The 17,061-nt window shown below is 42.9% G+C and carries 17 protein-coding genes and 2 tRNA genes; 10 read left to right on the forward strand and 9 right to left on the reverse strand.

Features of this window, described 5'->3' with window-relative positions:
- Window positions 1–78 precede the first annotated feature (78 nt).
- Genes lolE through E2K93_RS01735 form a run of 3 tightly spaced genes read right to left on the reverse strand, consistent with a single transcriptional unit; the run spans window position 79 to window position 3,259 of the window.
- The gene (lolE, locus tag E2K93_RS01725; RefSeq protein WP_135437429.1) at window positions 79–1,323 is read right to left on the reverse strand and encodes a lipoprotein-releasing ABC transporter permease subunit LolE; all 1,245 of its coding nucleotides are present in this window, start codon (window positions 1,321–1,323) and stop codon (window positions 79–81) included.
- 3 nt (window positions 1,324–1,326) lie between these two features.
- Window positions 1,327–2,031, reverse strand: coding sequence for a lipoprotein-releasing ABC transporter ATP-binding protein LolD (gene lolD / locus E2K93_RS01730; protein WP_135437430.1), 705 nt, complete (start codon window positions 2,029–2,031; stop codon window positions 1,327–1,329).
- Window positions 2,024–3,259 carry a lipoprotein-releasing ABC transporter permease subunit gene (locus E2K93_RS01735; protein WP_135437431.1) on the reverse strand — a complete coding sequence of 412 codons (1,236 nt, stop codon included), beginning with the start codon at window positions 3,257–3,259 and terminating at the stop codon, window positions 2,024–2,026. The genes lolD and E2K93_RS01735 overlap by 8 nt, the downstream gene beginning before the upstream one ends.
- Before the next feature lie 228 nt (window positions 3,260–3,487).
- Here E2K93_RS01735 and mfd point away from each other — a divergent pair, with 228 nt between their 5' ends.
- From mfd to E2K93_RS01755, 4 genes are all read left to right on the forward strand, one after another.
- Window positions 3,488–6,973: a transcription-repair coupling factor gene (gene mfd, locus E2K93_RS01740; protein WP_135437432.1), complete on the forward strand. Its 3,486-nt coding sequence runs from the start codon at window positions 3,488–3,490 to the stop codon at window positions 6,971–6,973.
- Between the two features lie 245 nt (window positions 6,974–7,218).
- A complete protein-coding gene (locus E2K93_RS01745; RefSeq protein WP_189637832.1) occupies window positions 7,219–8,367 on the forward strand; it encodes a CsiV family protein in 1,149 nt (382 codons plus the stop codon).
- Between the two features lie 107 nt (window positions 8,368–8,474).
- Window positions 8,475–8,768 carry a DUF1244 domain-containing protein gene (locus E2K93_RS01750; protein ID WP_135437434.1) on the forward strand — a complete coding sequence of 98 codons (294 nt, stop codon included), beginning with the start codon at window positions 8,475–8,477 and terminating at the stop codon, window positions 8,766–8,768.
- Window positions 8,769–8,853: 85 nt separating this feature from the next.
- A complete protein-coding gene (locus E2K93_RS01755) occupies window positions 8,854–9,393 on the forward strand; it encodes a hydrolase (RefSeq protein WP_135437435.1) in 540 nt (179 codons plus the stop codon).
- Between the two features lie 62 nt (window positions 9,394–9,455).
- On the opposite strand, the gene rsuA is transcribed toward E2K93_RS01755, so the two are convergent.
- The 4 genes from rsuA to E2K93_RS01775 form a co-directional block, all read right to left on the reverse strand.
- On the reverse strand, window positions 9,456–10,145 hold the full coding sequence (rsuA, locus tag E2K93_RS01760; RefSeq protein WP_135437436.1) for a 16S rRNA pseudouridine(516) synthase RsuA: 690 nt from the start codon (window positions 10,143–10,145) through the stop codon (window positions 9,456–9,458).
- Between the two features lie 116 nt (window positions 10,146–10,261).
- Complete coding sequence (locus tag E2K93_RS01765) at window positions 10,262–10,633, reverse strand: ribbon-helix-helix domain-containing protein (protein WP_135437437.1); 372 nt, start codon at window positions 10,631–10,633, stop codon at window positions 10,262–10,264.
- Complete coding sequence (locus tag E2K93_RS01770; protein WP_135437438.1) at window positions 10,620–11,288, reverse strand: AAA family ATPase; 669 nt, start codon at window positions 11,286–11,288, stop codon at window positions 10,620–10,622. Before E2K93_RS01770 ends, E2K93_RS01765 begins: the two co-directional genes overlap by 14 nt.
- A gap of 62 nt (window positions 11,289–11,350) precedes the next feature.
- Window positions 11,351–11,653 carry a PilZ domain-containing protein gene (locus tag E2K93_RS01775; RefSeq protein WP_135437439.1) on the reverse strand — a complete coding sequence of 101 codons (303 nt, stop codon included), beginning with the start codon at window positions 11,651–11,653 and terminating at the stop codon, window positions 11,351–11,353.
- Between the two features lie 223 nt (window positions 11,654–11,876).
- Here E2K93_RS01775 and E2K93_RS01780 point away from each other — a divergent pair, with 223 nt between their 5' ends.
- Complete coding sequence (locus E2K93_RS01780) at window positions 11,877–12,398, forward strand: gamma carbonic anhydrase family protein (RefSeq protein WP_135437440.1); 522 nt, start codon at window positions 11,877–11,879, stop codon at window positions 12,396–12,398.
- Between the two features lie 146 nt (window positions 12,399–12,544).
- On the opposite strand, the gene trmB is transcribed toward E2K93_RS01780, so the two are convergent.
- Window positions 12,545–13,273, reverse strand: coding sequence for a tRNA (guanosine(46)-N7)-methyltransferase TrmB (gene trmB / locus E2K93_RS01785; protein ID WP_135437441.1), 729 nt, complete (start codon window positions 13,271–13,273; stop codon window positions 12,545–12,547).
- A 121-nt stretch (window positions 13,274–13,394) separates the two neighbouring features.
- On the reverse strand, window positions 13,395–13,736 hold the full coding sequence (locus tag E2K93_RS01790) for a YggL family protein (protein WP_135437442.1): 342 nt from the start codon (window positions 13,734–13,736) through the stop codon (window positions 13,395–13,397).
- A gap of 288 nt (window positions 13,737–14,024) precedes the next feature.
- On the opposite strand from E2K93_RS01790, the gene mutY reads away from it, so the two are divergent.
- From mutY to E2K93_RS17735, 5 genes are all read left to right on the forward strand, one after another.
- A complete protein-coding gene (mutY, locus tag E2K93_RS01795) occupies window positions 14,025–15,095 on the forward strand; it encodes an A/G-specific adenine glycosylase (RefSeq protein WP_135437443.1) in 1,071 nt (356 codons plus the stop codon).
- Entirely contained in the window at window positions 15,085–15,357 is a 273-nt protein-coding gene (locus E2K93_RS01800; protein ID WP_135437444.1) for an oxidative damage protection protein, read from the forward strand. Before mutY ends, E2K93_RS01800 begins: the two co-directional genes overlap by 11 nt.
- Window positions 15,358–15,913: 556 nt before the next feature.
- Window positions 15,914–15,989: transfer RNA gene (locus E2K93_RS01805), tRNA-Phe, on the forward strand.
- A 72-nt stretch (window positions 15,990–16,061) separates the two neighbouring features.
- Window positions 16,062–16,137 (forward strand) — tRNA-Thr (locus E2K93_RS01810).
- 220 nt (window positions 16,138–16,357) lie between these two features.
- The gene (locus E2K93_RS17735; protein ID WP_228445443.1) at window positions 16,358–16,690 is read left to right on the forward strand and encodes a hypothetical protein; all 333 of its coding nucleotides are present in this window, start codon (window positions 16,358–16,360) and stop codon (window positions 16,688–16,690) included.
- Window positions 16,691–17,061: the final 371 nt, after the last annotated feature.

Below are 17,061 nucleotides of genomic sequence, written 5' to 3' on the forward strand. Positions count from 1 at the left end.
TAAACAATGCTCTTTTGGCAATTTTTGTTTAACAATGGCAAAGCAACTAGCCTGACACCTTGGGATTAGCATGTAGCATTAGCCGCCTTGGCCTAGCACTTTTGCGGGATCAATTTTGCTCGCGCGCCATGCCGGGTAAATGGTTGCCAGCAAGCTTAATACCAGCGCCGATATAACGGTAAAGACCACATCGCGCATATCTAATTCAGTCGGGATAAAGTCAATAAAGTAGATATCGCCAGATAAAAACTTAACGCCAAAGCTTTGTTCAACAAACAGCACGATGTCGGTTAAATTATTGGCTAAATACGCGCCGAGTAACGCACCTATCAATGCGCCAAGCACACCATTAGTCAGCCCTTGAAAGACAAAACTAAACATTAAAGTCGACGGTTTTGCACCCATGGTTTTCAATATTGCGATATCGCTCTTTTTGTCGTTCACCGCCATAAATAAGCTAGATACGATATTAAAGCTGGCTACCGCAATAACCAGTAACATGACCACAAACATCACCGTGCGCACCAATTGAATGTCGTTAAACACGTGACCTTGGGTACGGGTCCAATCATTCATATAAACATACGAATCAAGCTTCATGCCGATTTCGCGAACAATTTTAGGAGCGGCAAAAACATCGTCGGTAGCAATACGAAGACCGTGCACCTTATCGCCTATTTCTGCAATGCTTTGCCCCAACTCCAGTGGAATATACGCCAAGGTCTCATCGATTGAACCACCAAAATCAAATACCGCAACAATGTTCATGTTGCGTTTAATCGGCGCGGCAAATTGGCCGTTCCCCGAACTGTTGCGCGGCAATAATAATTGCACCGTATCACCCGCACCTACCTTGAGTTTCTTGGCGATGCCTTTACCCACCACCATGCTGTTGCCAGTAAGAGCCGAAAAGCTGCCTTCGGTGATAAAGTCTTCGATACGGGATACGCGAATTTCATAATCGGGCACAACCGCTCTTAACTCTAGTGCTTTTAATCGTTCGCCTTTTTGCAGCAAGCCACCTAACTTAACCACAGGTGCGGCATGGGTTACGGTGTCAAATTGCTCTAACGTTTCCACTTGTTGTTGCCAGTTATCGATTGGCTTAGTAACGGCGATAAACTCGCCATGTGGTACAACAGATAACAAGCGTTTTGCTAATTCTCGTTCGAAACCATTCATTGCCGAGAGCACTAAAATCAGTACCATGACGCCAAGGCCAATACCTATGGTCGACGATGCTGAAATAAACGACGCAAAGCCTTTGTTTTGTCTCGAGCGCACGTAGCGCAGGCCAATGTAGGCGCTTAATGGTCTAAACATGAATTAGCCTTGCATTACCGAAGCGGTCTCTTCTATCTGGCATAGGGTGCCATGATCTAATTTCAGCTGCCGATCCATTCGCGCCGCCAGCGCCAAATCATGGGTCACCACAACAAAACTGGTGCCAATTGACTGGTTTAATTCTTTAATCAGGGCGAAAATTTGCTCTGCGGTATCATAATCAAGGTTACCGGTTGGTTCATCCGCTAAGACAATCGACGGTTTGGTAACTAACGCTCTGGCTATCGCCACACGTTGTCGTTCACCACCACTAAGCTCTGATGGTCGATGTGTAAGTCGGTGAGCTAAACCGACTTTTTCTAACATTTCTCTGGCTTGTGCCAACGCAGCTTTAGGTTTATCACCTCGAATCAACAACGGCATCGCGACGTTTTCTTCGGCACTAAATTCCATCATCAAATGATGAAATTGATAAATAAAACCTAAATGCTTATTACGAAAATCAGCGCGTTTCTTATCATTCAACTGATATATATCGGTACCGTCAATCAACACCTTGCCCGATGTTGGCGTATCAAGCGCACCGGCAAGATGCAAAAAGGTACTCTTACCACAGCCAGAACTGCCGACAATGGCCACCAGCTCATTGTTGCTTACGGTTAAATCGAGTCCTCGAAGGATTTCTGATTTTTGTGGCCCCTGTTGATAATGTTTTACCAACTGCTCACAAACCAACACATTATTCATTTCGTAATACCTCTGCAGGTTGGGTTTTTGACGCCCGATAAGCTGGATATAAAGTTGCGGTCAAACTCATTAATATGGCCGACGCAACGATCACAACCACCTGCTCTGCTTTCAAATCAATTGGTAGGGTTTGCGCAACAAACCCTGAGCCTAAAATGTTCACGCCAAAGAACGACAAAATGCTGTTGATATTCAAGGTCAACAATACCCCGGCAATGGCGCCTAATATCGTACCCCACAAGCCATTCACCATGCCTTGGGTAATAAAAATATGCAAAATTTGATGTCGTTTCATGCCTAAGGTTTGCAAGATACCTATTTCGCCTTGCTTATCAATTACCACCATCACCAGGGCCGAGACAATATTAAACGCCGCGACAGCAACAATCAGACTTAACATCAACCACATCATGTTCTTTTCAATCTGCACCGCGGCAAACAAGTTACCTTGGCTGGCATTCCAGGTGGTGATATCAAATTTACCATTGGCATTATTTACCAGGCCGGCTTTGACCGCATCGGCATCAAACGCATCGTATAAATACAAGCGAATATTATCGACATAATCTTTTGGCTTGCGCATCAATCTTGCAGCATCTTGCGCATGAATAAGCACCATGTGCTCATCAACCTGCGAGCTGACTTGAAACACTCCAGATAAGGTAAATGTGCGTTGTACAGGCACCCTACCCATAGGGGTAAAAATGGTTTTGTTTGGTAAAGCGATGCGTAATTTATCACCAATTTTAACGCCAAGTTTGCGTGCTAACGCCATACCGACAATCAAATTATATTGACCGCTTTGTAGGGTATCTAGATTACCAACTTGCATCTTTTGTGCGACTAACGCGTGTTGTTTTTCAAATTCAGGATATACCCCTTGTACCAGTACACCTTGCAATTTGCCTGGGGCTTGAATAAATGCTTCGCTTTCAAGGTATGGGGTTGCGCCTTTTACTCTGGGATCTTTACTGTACTGACTAATCAGCAAATCTACGTTGGTAAACGCTTGTTGCTGTTTATTGATAACCACATGTGGAACCAGCCCTAAAATGCGCTGTTTAAGTTGGCCTTCAAAGCCATTCATTACAGAGACAACGGTGATCAATGAGGCAACGCCCAACAGAATGCCGGCAATGGAAAAAAAGGTGATGAAAGAGACAAAACCTGAGCGGCTTTGGCTGCGACTGTATCGGTATCCGATAAATAAGCTAACCGGCTGAAACATCTAAATTTTTATAAAGCTTATGATTATGAGTAGAATTGTCTTCATGATAGCACTTTATCGCTTGGGATGAACAGATCCTAATGATATCATTAGCCCATTACGTCCCAGTTTTTTGCAAACAATTGTGTCAGACACTAACGATTGGGCGATCGCATAGGCAACTTCATCGCTGTGCACTAAAATTGTTCTATTCCGTCCTGACACAAAATACAGGTCAATCTTTATTCTATGACATCCGCTGCTGATTTATTTACACCGGCATTAGCTGCTGGCAAACAAGCACACAAAGATAAGAAACAATGGCTAAATTTGGCCGGCTCTAGTGATACTCTTGCGGTCTATCATGGTGCCGTGAACCATAAAGGCTTAACGCTATTGGTGACACAAGATACCGCTTGTGCCCTGCGTCTTGAGCACGAATTGCTAAGCATTAACACCGCCGATTTGCCGATTTGTCTGTTTCCTGATTGGGAAACCTTACCATACGATAACTTTTCACCGCACCAAGATATTATTTCGCAGCGCTTACTGACCTTGTATCAGTTGAGCCGCATGAGTATGGGCATCGTTATCGTTCCAGCGCATACCTTGAGTCATCGCATCGCGCCGAAAAGCTACATTGACGCCAACAGTTTGATGATCAAAACCGGTGATAACAAAGATATTGGCAAACTGCGCTTAGAGCTTGAACAAAGTGGTTATCGCGCCGTCGATCAGGTGCTTGAGCACGGCGAGTTTTCAGCACGGGGCTCGATTGTTGATTTGTTTCCTATGGGCAGCAAACAGCCGTACCGCCTTGACTTTTTTGATGATGAAATTGAAACCATACGTACCTTTGATGTGGATACGCAACGCTCAATTGATAGCATCAAGTCGATAGAATTATTACCGGCGCATGAGTTCCCAACCGATCAAGACGCCATCAACCGTTTTCGTGGCCAATATCGTGAACAGCTGAAAGTCAGTAACGACAAAGACTCCATTTATTATCAAGTATCCAAAGGCATAATGCCGGCGGGTATTGAATACTACTTGCCGTTATTTTTTGAGCAAACACAAACCTTGTTTGATTATTTGCCAGACAATACTTTGCTGATGTCTTACGGCGATATTGAATTGCACATCGACCAGTTTGTGCATGACACCGCCTATCGTTATGAAGATCGTCGCTACGATCCATTGCGACCGTTATTACCGCCAGCGTCATTGTTTTTAGCCAAAGACCAATTATTTGCGCAGTTTAAACAATACAACCGTATTGAACTTGGTAAAGCGGCGACTGAAAGCGGTGGCAAACTAGAATTTGCCACATCGGCATTGCCATCGGTTGCGGTTAACCACCAACTCAAGCAACCCCTTGCCAGTTTGTTAGAGTTTCTCGCGCAATGCGCAGAGCAACAATTGCCAGTGTTATTTATCGCCGAATCCGAAGGCCGACGTGAAACTTTATTAGAGCTTTTGGCACGAGAGCAAATAAACCCCGAACAAGTGGCCAATATCGATGCCTTTGTTGAATCTGGCTTAAGCCAAGCGGTCACGGTAAACGCCCTAGCCCATGGTTTTATTCATCAAGGCGCGCATCAATTTGCGATAATAACCGAAGACGACCTGTTCACTGACCGCGTCAAACAACGACGTCGCTCAAGCAAGGCCCAAGAAACCAATTCCGAAGCGATTTTCAAAAACCTGACGGAACTGTCTATTGGTCAACCTGTGGTTCACATTGAACATGGTATTGGCCGCTATCAAGGGCTGCAAAGCTTTGAGAACCAAGGTATCACCACCGAGTTTTTAACATTAACCTATGCCAATGACGCTAAGTTGTATGTGCCGGTATCATCACTGCACTTAATTTCGCGCTACAGTGGTGCCGACAGCGACAGTACACCGCTGCATAAATTAGGTACTGACGCGTGGCAAAAAGCTAAGAAAAAAGCTGCCGAAAGAGTACAAGATGTCGCTGCAGAATTACTCGACATTTACGCCAAGCGCGAAAGCAGCCACGGCTATCAGTTTAAACGCGACAAAAACGATTATCGCGCCTTTAGTGAAAGCTTTGGTTTTGAAGAAACCGACGATCAACAAAACGCCATCATCAATGTCGTCGCTGACATGCTCGATCACAAGCCGATGGACCGCTTAGTGTGTGGTGACGTTGGTTTTGGTAAAACCGAGGTGGCTATGCGCGCAGCGTTTGTCGCCGCTAACGATGGCAAACAAGTGGTGGTTTTGGTGCCAACCACCTTATTGGCGCAACAACATTACGAAAACTTTAAAGACCGTTTTGCCAACTGGCCGATGAACATTGAAGTACTGTCTCGTTTTAAAACGGCAAAGCAACAAAAACAAGTCATTGAGCAAGTCGCCAGTGGCCAAATCGATATTCTTATAGGTACTCACAAGTTGTTATCTGATGACATTAAGTACCATGATTTGGGCTTATTGGTGGTAGATGAAGAGCATCGCTTTGGTGTCAAACAAAAAGAGAAAATCAAACGCCTTAGAGCTAATGTGGATATTCTCACCCTAACCGCAACGCCAATCCCAAGAACCTTGAATATGGCGATGGGTGGTATGCGTGATCTATCGATTATTGCTACGCCACCAGCGAAACGTTTGGCGGTAAAAACCTTTGTCCGTGAGCGCGATAATGGCCTCATTCGAGAGTCGGTGCTGCGTGAAATATTACGTGGTGGTCAGGTATACTTTTTACACAACAACGTAAAAACCATCGAAAAAACCGCGGCCGAGTTACAAGAGTTACTGCCCGAAGCGAAAATCGTTGTCGCTCACGGGCAAATGCGTGAGCGCGATCTAGAACAGATCATGAGTGACTTTTATCACCAACGTTATAATGTATTGGTGTGTACCACCATTATTGAAACCGGTATTGATGTACCAACTGCCAACACCATCATCATGGACAGAGCCGATCATTTAGGTTTGGCGCAATTGCACCAATTGCGTGGCCGCGTTGGCCGCTCACATCATCAGGCTTATGCTTACCTACTGACACCGAATCCTAAACGCATGACCAAAGACGCGCTTAAACGCTTGGACGCCATTGCTCAGTTAGAAGACTTGGGCGCAGGTTTTGCCCTTGCGACCCACGATTTGGAAATTCGTGGTGCCGGTGAACTGTTAGGTGAAGATCAATCAGGGCAAATGGCCAGTGTTGGTTTTAGTTTGTATATGGAAATGCTCGATCAGGCAGTTGCCGCATTAAAAGATGGCAAAACGCCGTCTTTAGAGGATCTAACGACGAAACAAACCGAAGTGGATTTAAAGCTACCGGCGATATTGCCAGATGATTATATTGGTGATGTGAATATGCGCTTGTCACTATACAAGCGTATTGCCAGCGCCAATAACAACGATGATTTAGATGATATTCAAGTCGAACTGATCGATCGCTTTGGCTTATTACCGGCGCATGCAAAAAATCTATTTCATACCGCTAAGTTAAAAATCCAAGCACAACGTTTAGGTATTAAGCGAGTTGATGCCAGCGCCAAGACTGGTAGTATTGAATTTAGTAACGATACCAAGGTCGATCCGATGCATATTATCGGTTTGATGCAGCGCCAACCTGCGGTATATAGAATGGATGGTGCCAATAAGTTAAAATTCGCCTTGGATGCGGAAGACGGTGGCAAACGAATTAGCGCCGTTAATCAATTATTAACGGAACTTGGTCAGACGGTTGCTGCCTAATAGGCAGCATTAGGTTAAGCTATACGCTCGCCGTTTCGCTAAACTATATAAAAGACAGCGTCGCCAAAGACGTTGTCAAAACAGCAAAGATAACAATAAACACAGGTTTGTAATACATGCGGTTAAACACGATTCGAACATTTGTTAAACGATTCATCTCTGATAAATCACAGGCGATTAATACGCAAGCTAAATGCACAGCTTTGACTGTCTTGGCGCCTGTATTGTTCGCCTCAAGCCATGCTATGGCACAAACCAACGACACTAAAGACAATGCCCGTTGGTTTGAAATTGAAGTTATATTACTAGAGCAGTTACAAGACAAGTCACGTATCAATGAGAATTTTGATGTATTGAGTTTGAATAACCAAGCCTTAACGCGCAAGGCGCATTTAGATTTAGTCGCAGACCAATTAAATCAAGTAGTTAATTACAAAAATCAATTATCTGATTGTAAAAACACCATAGACTTTTCGACCATAGGCGGCATGCCTGAAGATGAGTTTATGGATACCGAATACGAGCCAGTAACTGAACAAGGCGATGCCTCAGCAATTACCAATAACGAGCAAGCAAAAGCCGCCGAACCATTATTTAACGATGACTTGTTGACTGGTGATAGTGCAACAAGTTTAACCGATAACGGTTGTGGCTTTGCCTTTAGTGAAGAAGCCCACCTTGAATCGGAATATTACGAAATTCCGCACATTGTCACCGCCAAAGAAGATGTTTATGCCAATGTGCCTTATTTGCTTGATCAAAGCAGTTTAAAGTTAAGCCATATTCGCAAAGCCATGGCGCGTTCGAAAAACTTCCGCCCACTATTGCATATGGGCTGGCGACAAATTGGTGAACCGGTTAATCAAGCCACACCAGTGCGCATTATCGCTGGTGAAAACAGCCAATTGATCGACAGTGAAGGCAATCAAACAGTTGAAGCTGAAAAGCTTACCGCTTCGCAAGCCCAACAGTTGATTCAAAATCATATTCAACAAGCCATTACAGCGGCACGCAGCAGCAATGATACAAGCGCTGAAGTGCGACACGTGCGTGACAACACTTTAGAGCCGTTGATTGAAGAAGCGCAAATAGTGGATGTTGATTTAGGTATCGATAGCATCGATTTTGGTGATGACAATAAAGATCAACAAGTGTTTAAAATCGATGGTTTATTTAGAGTGCATTTGGATCATTACCTATTTATTAATGCCCACTTCGACGTGTTAGATGAAAATGATAAAGGTGAAACCATCAGCATACCGTTTAAGCAAAACCGTCGAGTGATCAGTGGTGAAGTACACTATTTTGACCACCCTTATATGGGCATGATCGTACAAATTCGTCGCTTTACTAAACCTAAAACTGAAGCAGAGTCTGCACAAGGTTCAGAGTAAGGCGCTAGCCTCAACTGAGCTTACTTAAGTCGTTACTGTGCTTAACTGTGTTTAACTGTGTATTAACAGGCTTAACTGTGTTTTAACTAATCAACGGGACAGATACCATGACTAAACAGCAACAAACAGAAGTTGAAGCAGCCGTATTTCGCCGCTTATTAAAGCATTTGGACACTCGTAAAGATGTACAAAACATTGAGTTAATGATTTTGGCGGGTTTTTGCCGAAATTGTTTTTCGAAATGGACGGTGCAAGAAGCCGAAAATCTAGGTCTAGAAATGGATATAGATACCGCGCGCGAACAAGTGTACGGTATGCCATATGCTGAATGGAAAGATAAATACCAAACGCCAGCGACCAAAGAGCAACTTGAGCAATACGAACAACTCAACAAAAAATAAGCAGTGTAAGCCGCTTAGAGTTTAAGAGGTTATGCCAATTATTACCTAATCAATTGGCATAACTATATCTACAGGTATCTGCACTATGTTAAAGCCTAATAATACAGCCTTTGTATTGGTGGATGTTCAAGGACGCTTGGCGACTTTGATGCACGACAAACAAAGTTTATTCTCAAATTTGCAAAAGCTGATCAAAAGCCTGCAAATTTTAGGTGTGCCGATTATTTGGCTAGAACAAATGCCACAAGCAATTGGCACAACGTCGATGGTTCTCGCCTCGTTGTTGCCTAAACAACAACCGATCGTTAAAAGCAGCTTTAGCGCCTGGGCCAATAATGAATTTGTTGATGCCGTTAAGGCCAGCGGCGCTAAAAGTATTTTAGTGGCAGGAATCGAAGCGCATGTTTGTGTCTATCAAACCGCCACAGATTTATTTGATAATGGTTTTGATGTCGAAGTAATCGCAGACGCAGTATCATCGCGCTCAAGTGCCAACAAGCATATTGCCTTAACTAAGATGCAGCAATATGGCCTTAAATTAAGCAGTACTGAAATGGCGCTGTTTGAATTAATGGGTAATGCCGAAAGCAAAGCATTCAAACAGATCATCAAGATAATTAAATAGCGGTTAACTTAATGACCGTTATTAATACTGAGCTAGGTTGAGCTAGCATGGGCTCAACTGAACTAGACCGAGGCTATTTCCTTTTCCGTTAAGTAACGCCATTCGCCTAGGCTCATATCTGGATCTAACTCTATCTCGCCTATTTGCTCCCGATGTAAGCCGACCACACGATTGCCTATGGCAGCAAACATACGTTTCACCTGATGGTATTTGCCTTCGGTGATGGTCAGCAGTGCTTCTTTTTCCGCTAATATTTCAAGAATTGCCGGTTTGGTTAGGTTCTTTTCATTTTGCAACTGCACGCCATCTTTAAAGCTCTCTATCGCACTCTCTGGGATTGGTTTCGATGTTTGTACACGATAGCGTTTAGCACACGATTTTTTCGGTGAGGTAATACGGTGCGACCATTGACCATCATCGGTGACTAAAACTAGCCCTGTGGTATCCGCATCAAGGCGACCAGCGATGTGCAAATCAAAGGCTCGATCAATTTCTAGCAGGTGTAACACTGACGGGTATAATTCATCGACGTTAGAGCAAATACAATCCATCGGTTTGTGCAACATAATATAACGCGCTTTGGCAAACGACAGCTGCCTGCCATCTAATCGCACGTCAGATTCTTCATAGACTTGGGCGCCTGGGTCTTTCTCTATCTCACCATTAACCTTGATCAAACCTTGTTTAAGCAGCTTTTTCGCTTCACTGCGGCTTAATTCAGTACAACGGCATATATATTTATCAAGTCTCATGGGCACCAATAAAACAGGCTAGAAAATAAAAAACCGATAATAGCATAAGCTGTTATCGGCTTTAAACAATCTTAACGGTTGTGACGCTCAACTATTGGTGAGTATGTCAGCGCTCGCTACTTTATATTGGATAATTGCAGTTTGGCCGGATTATCTTTAAAGAAAAAATTACTGACTAAAATTCTTAAAATACGCGATTTCGCGATCTTAGTATTTTCCGACAACTCATTTAACTGCTCAATAATATCTTCGCTCAAAGTGAAGGTTGCATGTTTAAAACAGCATTCTTCGGTAGTTTGAGCATTGTTATCACAAGACAACGTGCGCGCAATATGATCATTGATCAGCTGCGCCTGCGCCTGAATATCGGCACTCACGATTTGTGGCTGGCCAACGGCGTAGTTAGTCGCGTCATCAATAAATTCATCGACGGTAAAAGTACGTTCAACTCTAGTTTGTGACTTTTTCTTTAGATCAGCCAAACTCATAACTTAGCTCCTGCTTAATTGCCAGCATCTCTTCGGCAATTGAGCGGATTTCACTAGCAGCCTTACCTTTAGGCTCCACTTCAAGTACCGATGTGCCTTTCTCTTCACTATCATCGTAGACATTACGAGAATAGGTGATGGCCTCAAGCACATTAATGCCAAAGGAAGCACACACTTCTTTCGCCTCAAGAATACGAGGCGCCTGATTTGGTAATGATGGACATTGCGTTATCACGAACGATGCGATCAATTTTGGGTTTACCATCTTACAGGTGCTCAACATATCTTCCATATGCGGTGCGGTTTTTAAATCCCGACGCTTAGGTCGCATTGGGATAAGTACATGGTCGGCCACAGACATGGATGCACGTAGCGCTAGATTATCCTGACCACCACAGTCAACAATCACATAGTCATAATGTTCATTAAGACTAAGCAGGTCATTACGAATTTTACCGTAAAGTTGAATACAATTGATGGTCGCTAATGATGGATCATTATTACGTGCCTGAATCCAATCAGACGTGGTACGTTGCGGGTCGCAATCGGCAATTAATACCGACGCTTTTTTATCATTGGCAAGATATACGGCAATATTTTGTGCCAGGCAGCTCTTGCCACTGCCGCCTTTCTCGCCACCTACTAACAAAATCATGGTCAATTTCCTTTAAATTTTTTTTCTTGGATATGCTTCAGAATAGTCGCCAAACGTGACATTCAAGTCATCTGAAAACCGATGCTGTAAATGGCATCTTTGGTTTCGATACAACGGATAACCTTTGCTTGCAGCGTACGACTTTCAGGATGATCTTCTTGAAATTTAAAATCAACCACAGTGCCAACGGCAATGGGGTAATCGTATTCAATGCGTAATCCGCCTTTAGAGAAATCTGCGCAAATACATTTGACTTTATGAGCTTGACCGTCAGCATCTCGCCAGGTCACATTAACGAGCTCACCTTCCATATCAATACGAAAAAATTGACGACGCTCGATTGGCTCTATATTGGTTTCTGACATTCTTATTTTTCCTATAGATTCAATTACTTTTAGCGTGGGGGCAAGTAGGACATCGCTGTCCTAATCACACTATAACAGCAATATTTTAACAATTACAAATTTTTAATCATTGCAATTTTTTTAGGCTCTGGTCATTATGAACGCCATAAAAATGATAAAAAAAGACCTGCTAAGCCAGTAAAAATCTTGGCTAAAGCGGCTTTTATGGGGATGAAAAACATTCATGATTTACCAAATCGAAGACAAAAAACCGAGCTTTTCAGGCAATAATTTTATTGCCCCTAATGCCGTTGTTATTGGTGACGCCATTATTGAGAAGAACGCCAGCATCTGGTTTAACGTAGTAATTCGTGCCGATAATGACAAAATCGTTATTGGTGAGAATTCTAACATTCAAGATGGCAGTATTTTACACGTTGACCCGGGTCACCCAATGCTCATAGGTGACAATGTTACCGTTGGTCATAAAGTCATGTTACATGGCTGCACAATTGGTGATAACAGCCTAATTGGCATGAACGCGGTGGTATTAAATGGTGCCAAAATCGGTAAAAACTGCATTATAGGTGCTAATGCATTAGTACCAGAAGGAATGGAAATAGCGGATGGTTCTATGGTTCTAGGCAGTCCAGGCAAGGTGGTAAAACAGTTGCAAGACAAACACATCGAGATGTTAAAATTTGCCGCTGATCATTATGTTGCTAACGGCGAACGATACAACCTGCACGGTAAAGTGATCGGTTAACCTTAAGTTGCGGTTCTATACAAGCTCTTATATAGGCTCTTATTTTAGCCTGCTGTATAAACACTAAAAACATCATCAACAAAAAAGGGCTGGTATTTCTACCAGCCCTTTTTTAATGTGCTCAGCAAATATTGCTTTATGGCAATCTAGTCAATTTTTTCAAATTGCAGATCCCAAACACCATGACCTAGGTTTTGGCCACGGTTTTCAAATTTAGTCAACGGACGAGAGTCAGGACGAGGAACATAATCACCGTTTTCTGATAAGTTTTTAAAACCCGGCGCACCGCTCATATCATCTAACATACATTCAGCATAGTTTTCCCAATCAGTTGCCATATGGAACACTCCACCGACTCTTAACAACTGACGAATACTTTCGATAAACTCAGGTTTTACAATACGGCGTTTATGATGACGGGCTTTATGCCATGGATCAGGGAAGAACAGCTGCATCGTATCGATACTGCCATTTGGAATACAATCCGCGATGATTTCAATGGCATCATGCTCATAAACTCGAAGATTCGTTACGCCCTGCTCTTCTGCCAGAGCCAAACACGCACCAACGCCAGGACGGTGTACTTCGATACCAATAAAATTGCGTTCAGGGTCATTTTTTGCCATTTCTACCAATGACTTACCCATGCCAAAACCAACTTCTAGAGTAACTGGGTTGTCGTTACCAAAAACCGCACTCATCGTCAGCATACCATCACTATGATTAAGTCCCATGCTATCCCATAAGGTTTCAAGGGCACGCGCTTGACCTTTGGTAAGGCGACCTTCGCGTTTAACATAGCTACGCACTTTACGAATGTATTTACCTTCCGATTCGGCTTGCTCTATGGTTTTGTGACCACGTTCTTCGCTCATAAAAGCATTACTCTCTAATTTAAGTGAAATTGGAAATAAAAATCTGAAACGGCGCGTATTATAAAGCCTTACAGGCTAAACTCAACTTTAGTCGCTGATCATCCACCTAAAGGTCGGCCAATCACGACCACCAAACATCGTACAACTCTGATACGGCCACCGATTTCGCGCCATTATCACTGAGCCAAGTTTCTACAATCTTACGATGCTCGTCTGTGCATTTACCAAGTTTTTGGGTACACACTAGACCATGCCATAATAAATCCCCTTCACCGCCATAACCTAGGCCATTGGGCTCTATGGCTTCTTTAAAGAACTTATCAATAAATTGGTCAATCTCATCATTGCTGGTACCTTCAGCAAACGACCAAGCCACATCAAAGCCAAGCTCTTGAAATTCATCGACTCGCAATTTTTTGCGCTGACGTCGACTACGATTTTTGGCTTTATCTAATATGATCATGCTGACCTCAATGAAATGGGTGGTGAGTATTGTACTGCATAGTTTAGTCAAGCTTTGAGATCATTGGTGATGTTTTCAAGCAAGCGCTGGTCGCTCTGATGGCATGGCTAACGTTAGATTCATAGAATAAGGCTTTTTTAACTATGATGATTTCGATACACTGCTTGCTTATGAGTGTTGCGCTATGCTGTTTGTTTTTTCTTTTGGTATTACATTGTTAATAAAAATAAACATCAAGCATGCAAAGCCAACATATAAATAGCTTAAATACTAGGTACATCTCTAATTATGTCGTTTAGTGACAAAGTCCTTAGTTGGTACGACGAACAAGGCCGCAAAGACCTGCCTTGGCAACAAAATAAAACACCATATCGCGTCTGGATTTCTGAAATCATGCTACAGCAAACTCAGGTCGCCACGGTTATCCCCTATTACACCCGTTTTATGCAATCGTTTCCGGATATCATCGCTTTGGCCAATGCCGATGAAGATAGCGTATTGCATCATTGGACTGGGCTTGGTTATTACGCCCGCGCTCGAAATTTACATAAGGCAGCGAAAACCATTCGAGATGATTATCAGGGGCAGTTTCCAACTGATATTGAACAAGTGATCGCCTTACCAGGTATTGGCAAAAGCACCGCGGGTGCTATTTTGTCGTTAAGCTTAGGTCAACATCACCCTATATTAGACGGTAATGTTAAACGCGTTCTTGCCCGTTATAACATGGTCGCAGGCTATCCAGGTTTAGCCAGTTTTGAAAAACAGCTTTGGCAAGTCAGCGAAGATGTCACGCCAATTCAACGCGTTGATAACTTTAATCAAGCGATGATGGACCTTGGCGCTATGGTTTGTACCCGCTCAAAGCCCACCTGTGTGGTATGCCCGTTAAAACAAAAGTGCCAAGGTTTTTACCATGAACAACAGCAAAACTTTCCCGGTAAAAAGCCAAAGAAAGATAAACCGGTTAAATCGACGGTGATGTTGTTGTTAAAAAATCAAGATGAACTGTTGATGTACAAGCGTCCGTCATCGGGTATCTGGGGTGGATTATTTAGTTTCTATGAAGTCGACAACGCCGCAAGTATTAACGATAAACTCGATGAACTTGGTTTATTGTCTACGGATAAACAGGTATTGGATGAATTTCGCCACACCTTTTCTCATTTCCATTTAGACATCAAACCGGTATTAGTTGAGGTAGAGATCAAGCCAAGCAACGCAAATATTAATGAAAATAATAGCCAGCTTTGGTACCATTTGCGCCAACCAATGAGTGTAGGCTTGGCAGCACCATCAAAAGTGTTGATTGAAAGCTTGCAAAAACAGCCAATGAGTAGAGATCATAATGAGTCGTAAAGTATTTTGTCAGCACTTTAAAAAAGAAGATGATGGCCTGGATTTTCAATTTTATCCAGGTGACATAGGAAAACGTATTTTCGATAACATTGGTAAAGAAGCCTGGGGAATTTGGCAGAAAAAGCAAACCATGCTGATTAACGAACATAAGTTATCTATGATGAATGCCGAAGATCGCACCTTCTTAGAAAAAACCATGGTAGAGTTTTTATTTGAAGGCAAAGAACCAAAAATTGAAGGTTATGTGCCGCAAAGCAAATAATTTGTCGCTGATAAATCAATAAAGGTCGCAATGGCGGCCTTTTTTATTGCCTTATTGATTTGCTCAATATTTTTATCTTTGACTCATATTTACTACCTCAACCGCTTATTCCGGTAATTTTACGTCGCGAATTGGCGATAAAATGTAATATTTGCGCTATTTTTCTGCAATTGAAATTTTTTTGCAAAAAAATGGTTGACGAGAGAAAAGAAAAACAGTTTAATAGCGCCCGTCTTCAAGACACATCCAGATAGCTCAGTCGGTAGAGCAATTTGGAGTTGCATTGAAAATCCTCTGGGATTTAAAGTTAAAACCGAGATTTGCCCAGATAGCTCAGTCGGTAGAGCAGTTTGGAGTTGCATTGAAAATCCTCAGGGATTTAAAGTTAAAACCGAGATTTGCCCAGATAGCTCAGTCGGTAGAGCAGTTTGGAGTTGCATTGAAAATCCTCAGGGATTTAAAGTTAAAACCGAGATTTGCCCAGATAGCTCAGTCGGTAGAGCAGTTTGGAGTTGCATTGAAAATCCTCAGGGATTTAAAGTTAAAACCGAGATTTGCCCAGATAGCTCAGTCGGTAGAGCAGGGGATTGAAAATCCCCGTGTCGGTGGTTCGATTCCGCCTCTGGGCACCATATTTTGAGTTAATGATTAAGTTTGTTAATTCGGTGCCAAGATACAATTATGTATCGCACACAGTTTTGTGTGCCGACTTAGCTCAGTTGGTAGAGCAACTGACTTGTAATCAGTAGGTCGCCAGTTCGACTCCGGCAGTCGGCACCATTCATACTAAGCCTCAGCATTAGCTGGGGCTTTTTTTATCTTAAAGATTCATAACTGCCCTACTGATTGTAATCAGTAGCTAAGTCATCTGGCAGTTCAACTCTGACATCAAGCACCATTTATACGATAAAGCCCTAGCAGAAATGTTAGGGCTTTTTTGTATTTGAGCGTTTGACAACGGAACTTGCTCCGGTACGACTGCATGGATGCTGGAGGTAGAATGAAGCAGGATGCCCGAATCGACGACTGCATGGATGCAGGAGGTAGAATGAAGCAGGATGCCCGAATCGACGACTGCATGGATGCTGGAGGTAGAATGAAGCAGGATGCCCGAACCGACGACTGCATGGATGCAGGAGGTAGAATGAAGCAGGATGCCCGAATCGACGACTGCATGGATGCAGGAGGTAGAATGAAGCAGGATGCCCGAATCGACGACTGCATGGATGCAGGAGGTAGAATGAAGCAGGATGCCCGAATCGACGACTGCATGGATGCAGGAGGTAGAATGAAGCAGGATGCCCGAATCGAGTCGGCACCATTTATACGATAAAGCCCAGCATTAGCTGGGCTTTTTTGATCTGAAAGATTAACAACTGCCCTACTGATTGTAATCAGAAGCAAAGTCATCTGGCAGTTCAATTCTGACATCAAACACTATTTATTTATATGATAAAGCGTCCTAACACTCTATATAGCAAGCTTGCGTTGTTTTCTTGCCTTATCTTTAATTAGGTTAAGGTTTAACTAAACCAAAGCCCGTCATTAGTACAAATCTTGTTTATTTTTAAGTACTTCTTTTCAATTAATGTTGATTTAAATCAAGCCGTTTTCCAAATAAGCGACTAATATAAATTGTTAATATATGGTTAACAGGGCCATTTACGCATTAACCATATATAAACACCAACAAATTGGGGTTAT

The organism is Thalassotalea sp. HSM 43 (assembly GCF_004752005.1).
Lineage (GTDB): Bacteria > Pseudomonadota > Gammaproteobacteria > Enterobacterales > Alteromonadaceae > Thalassotalea_A.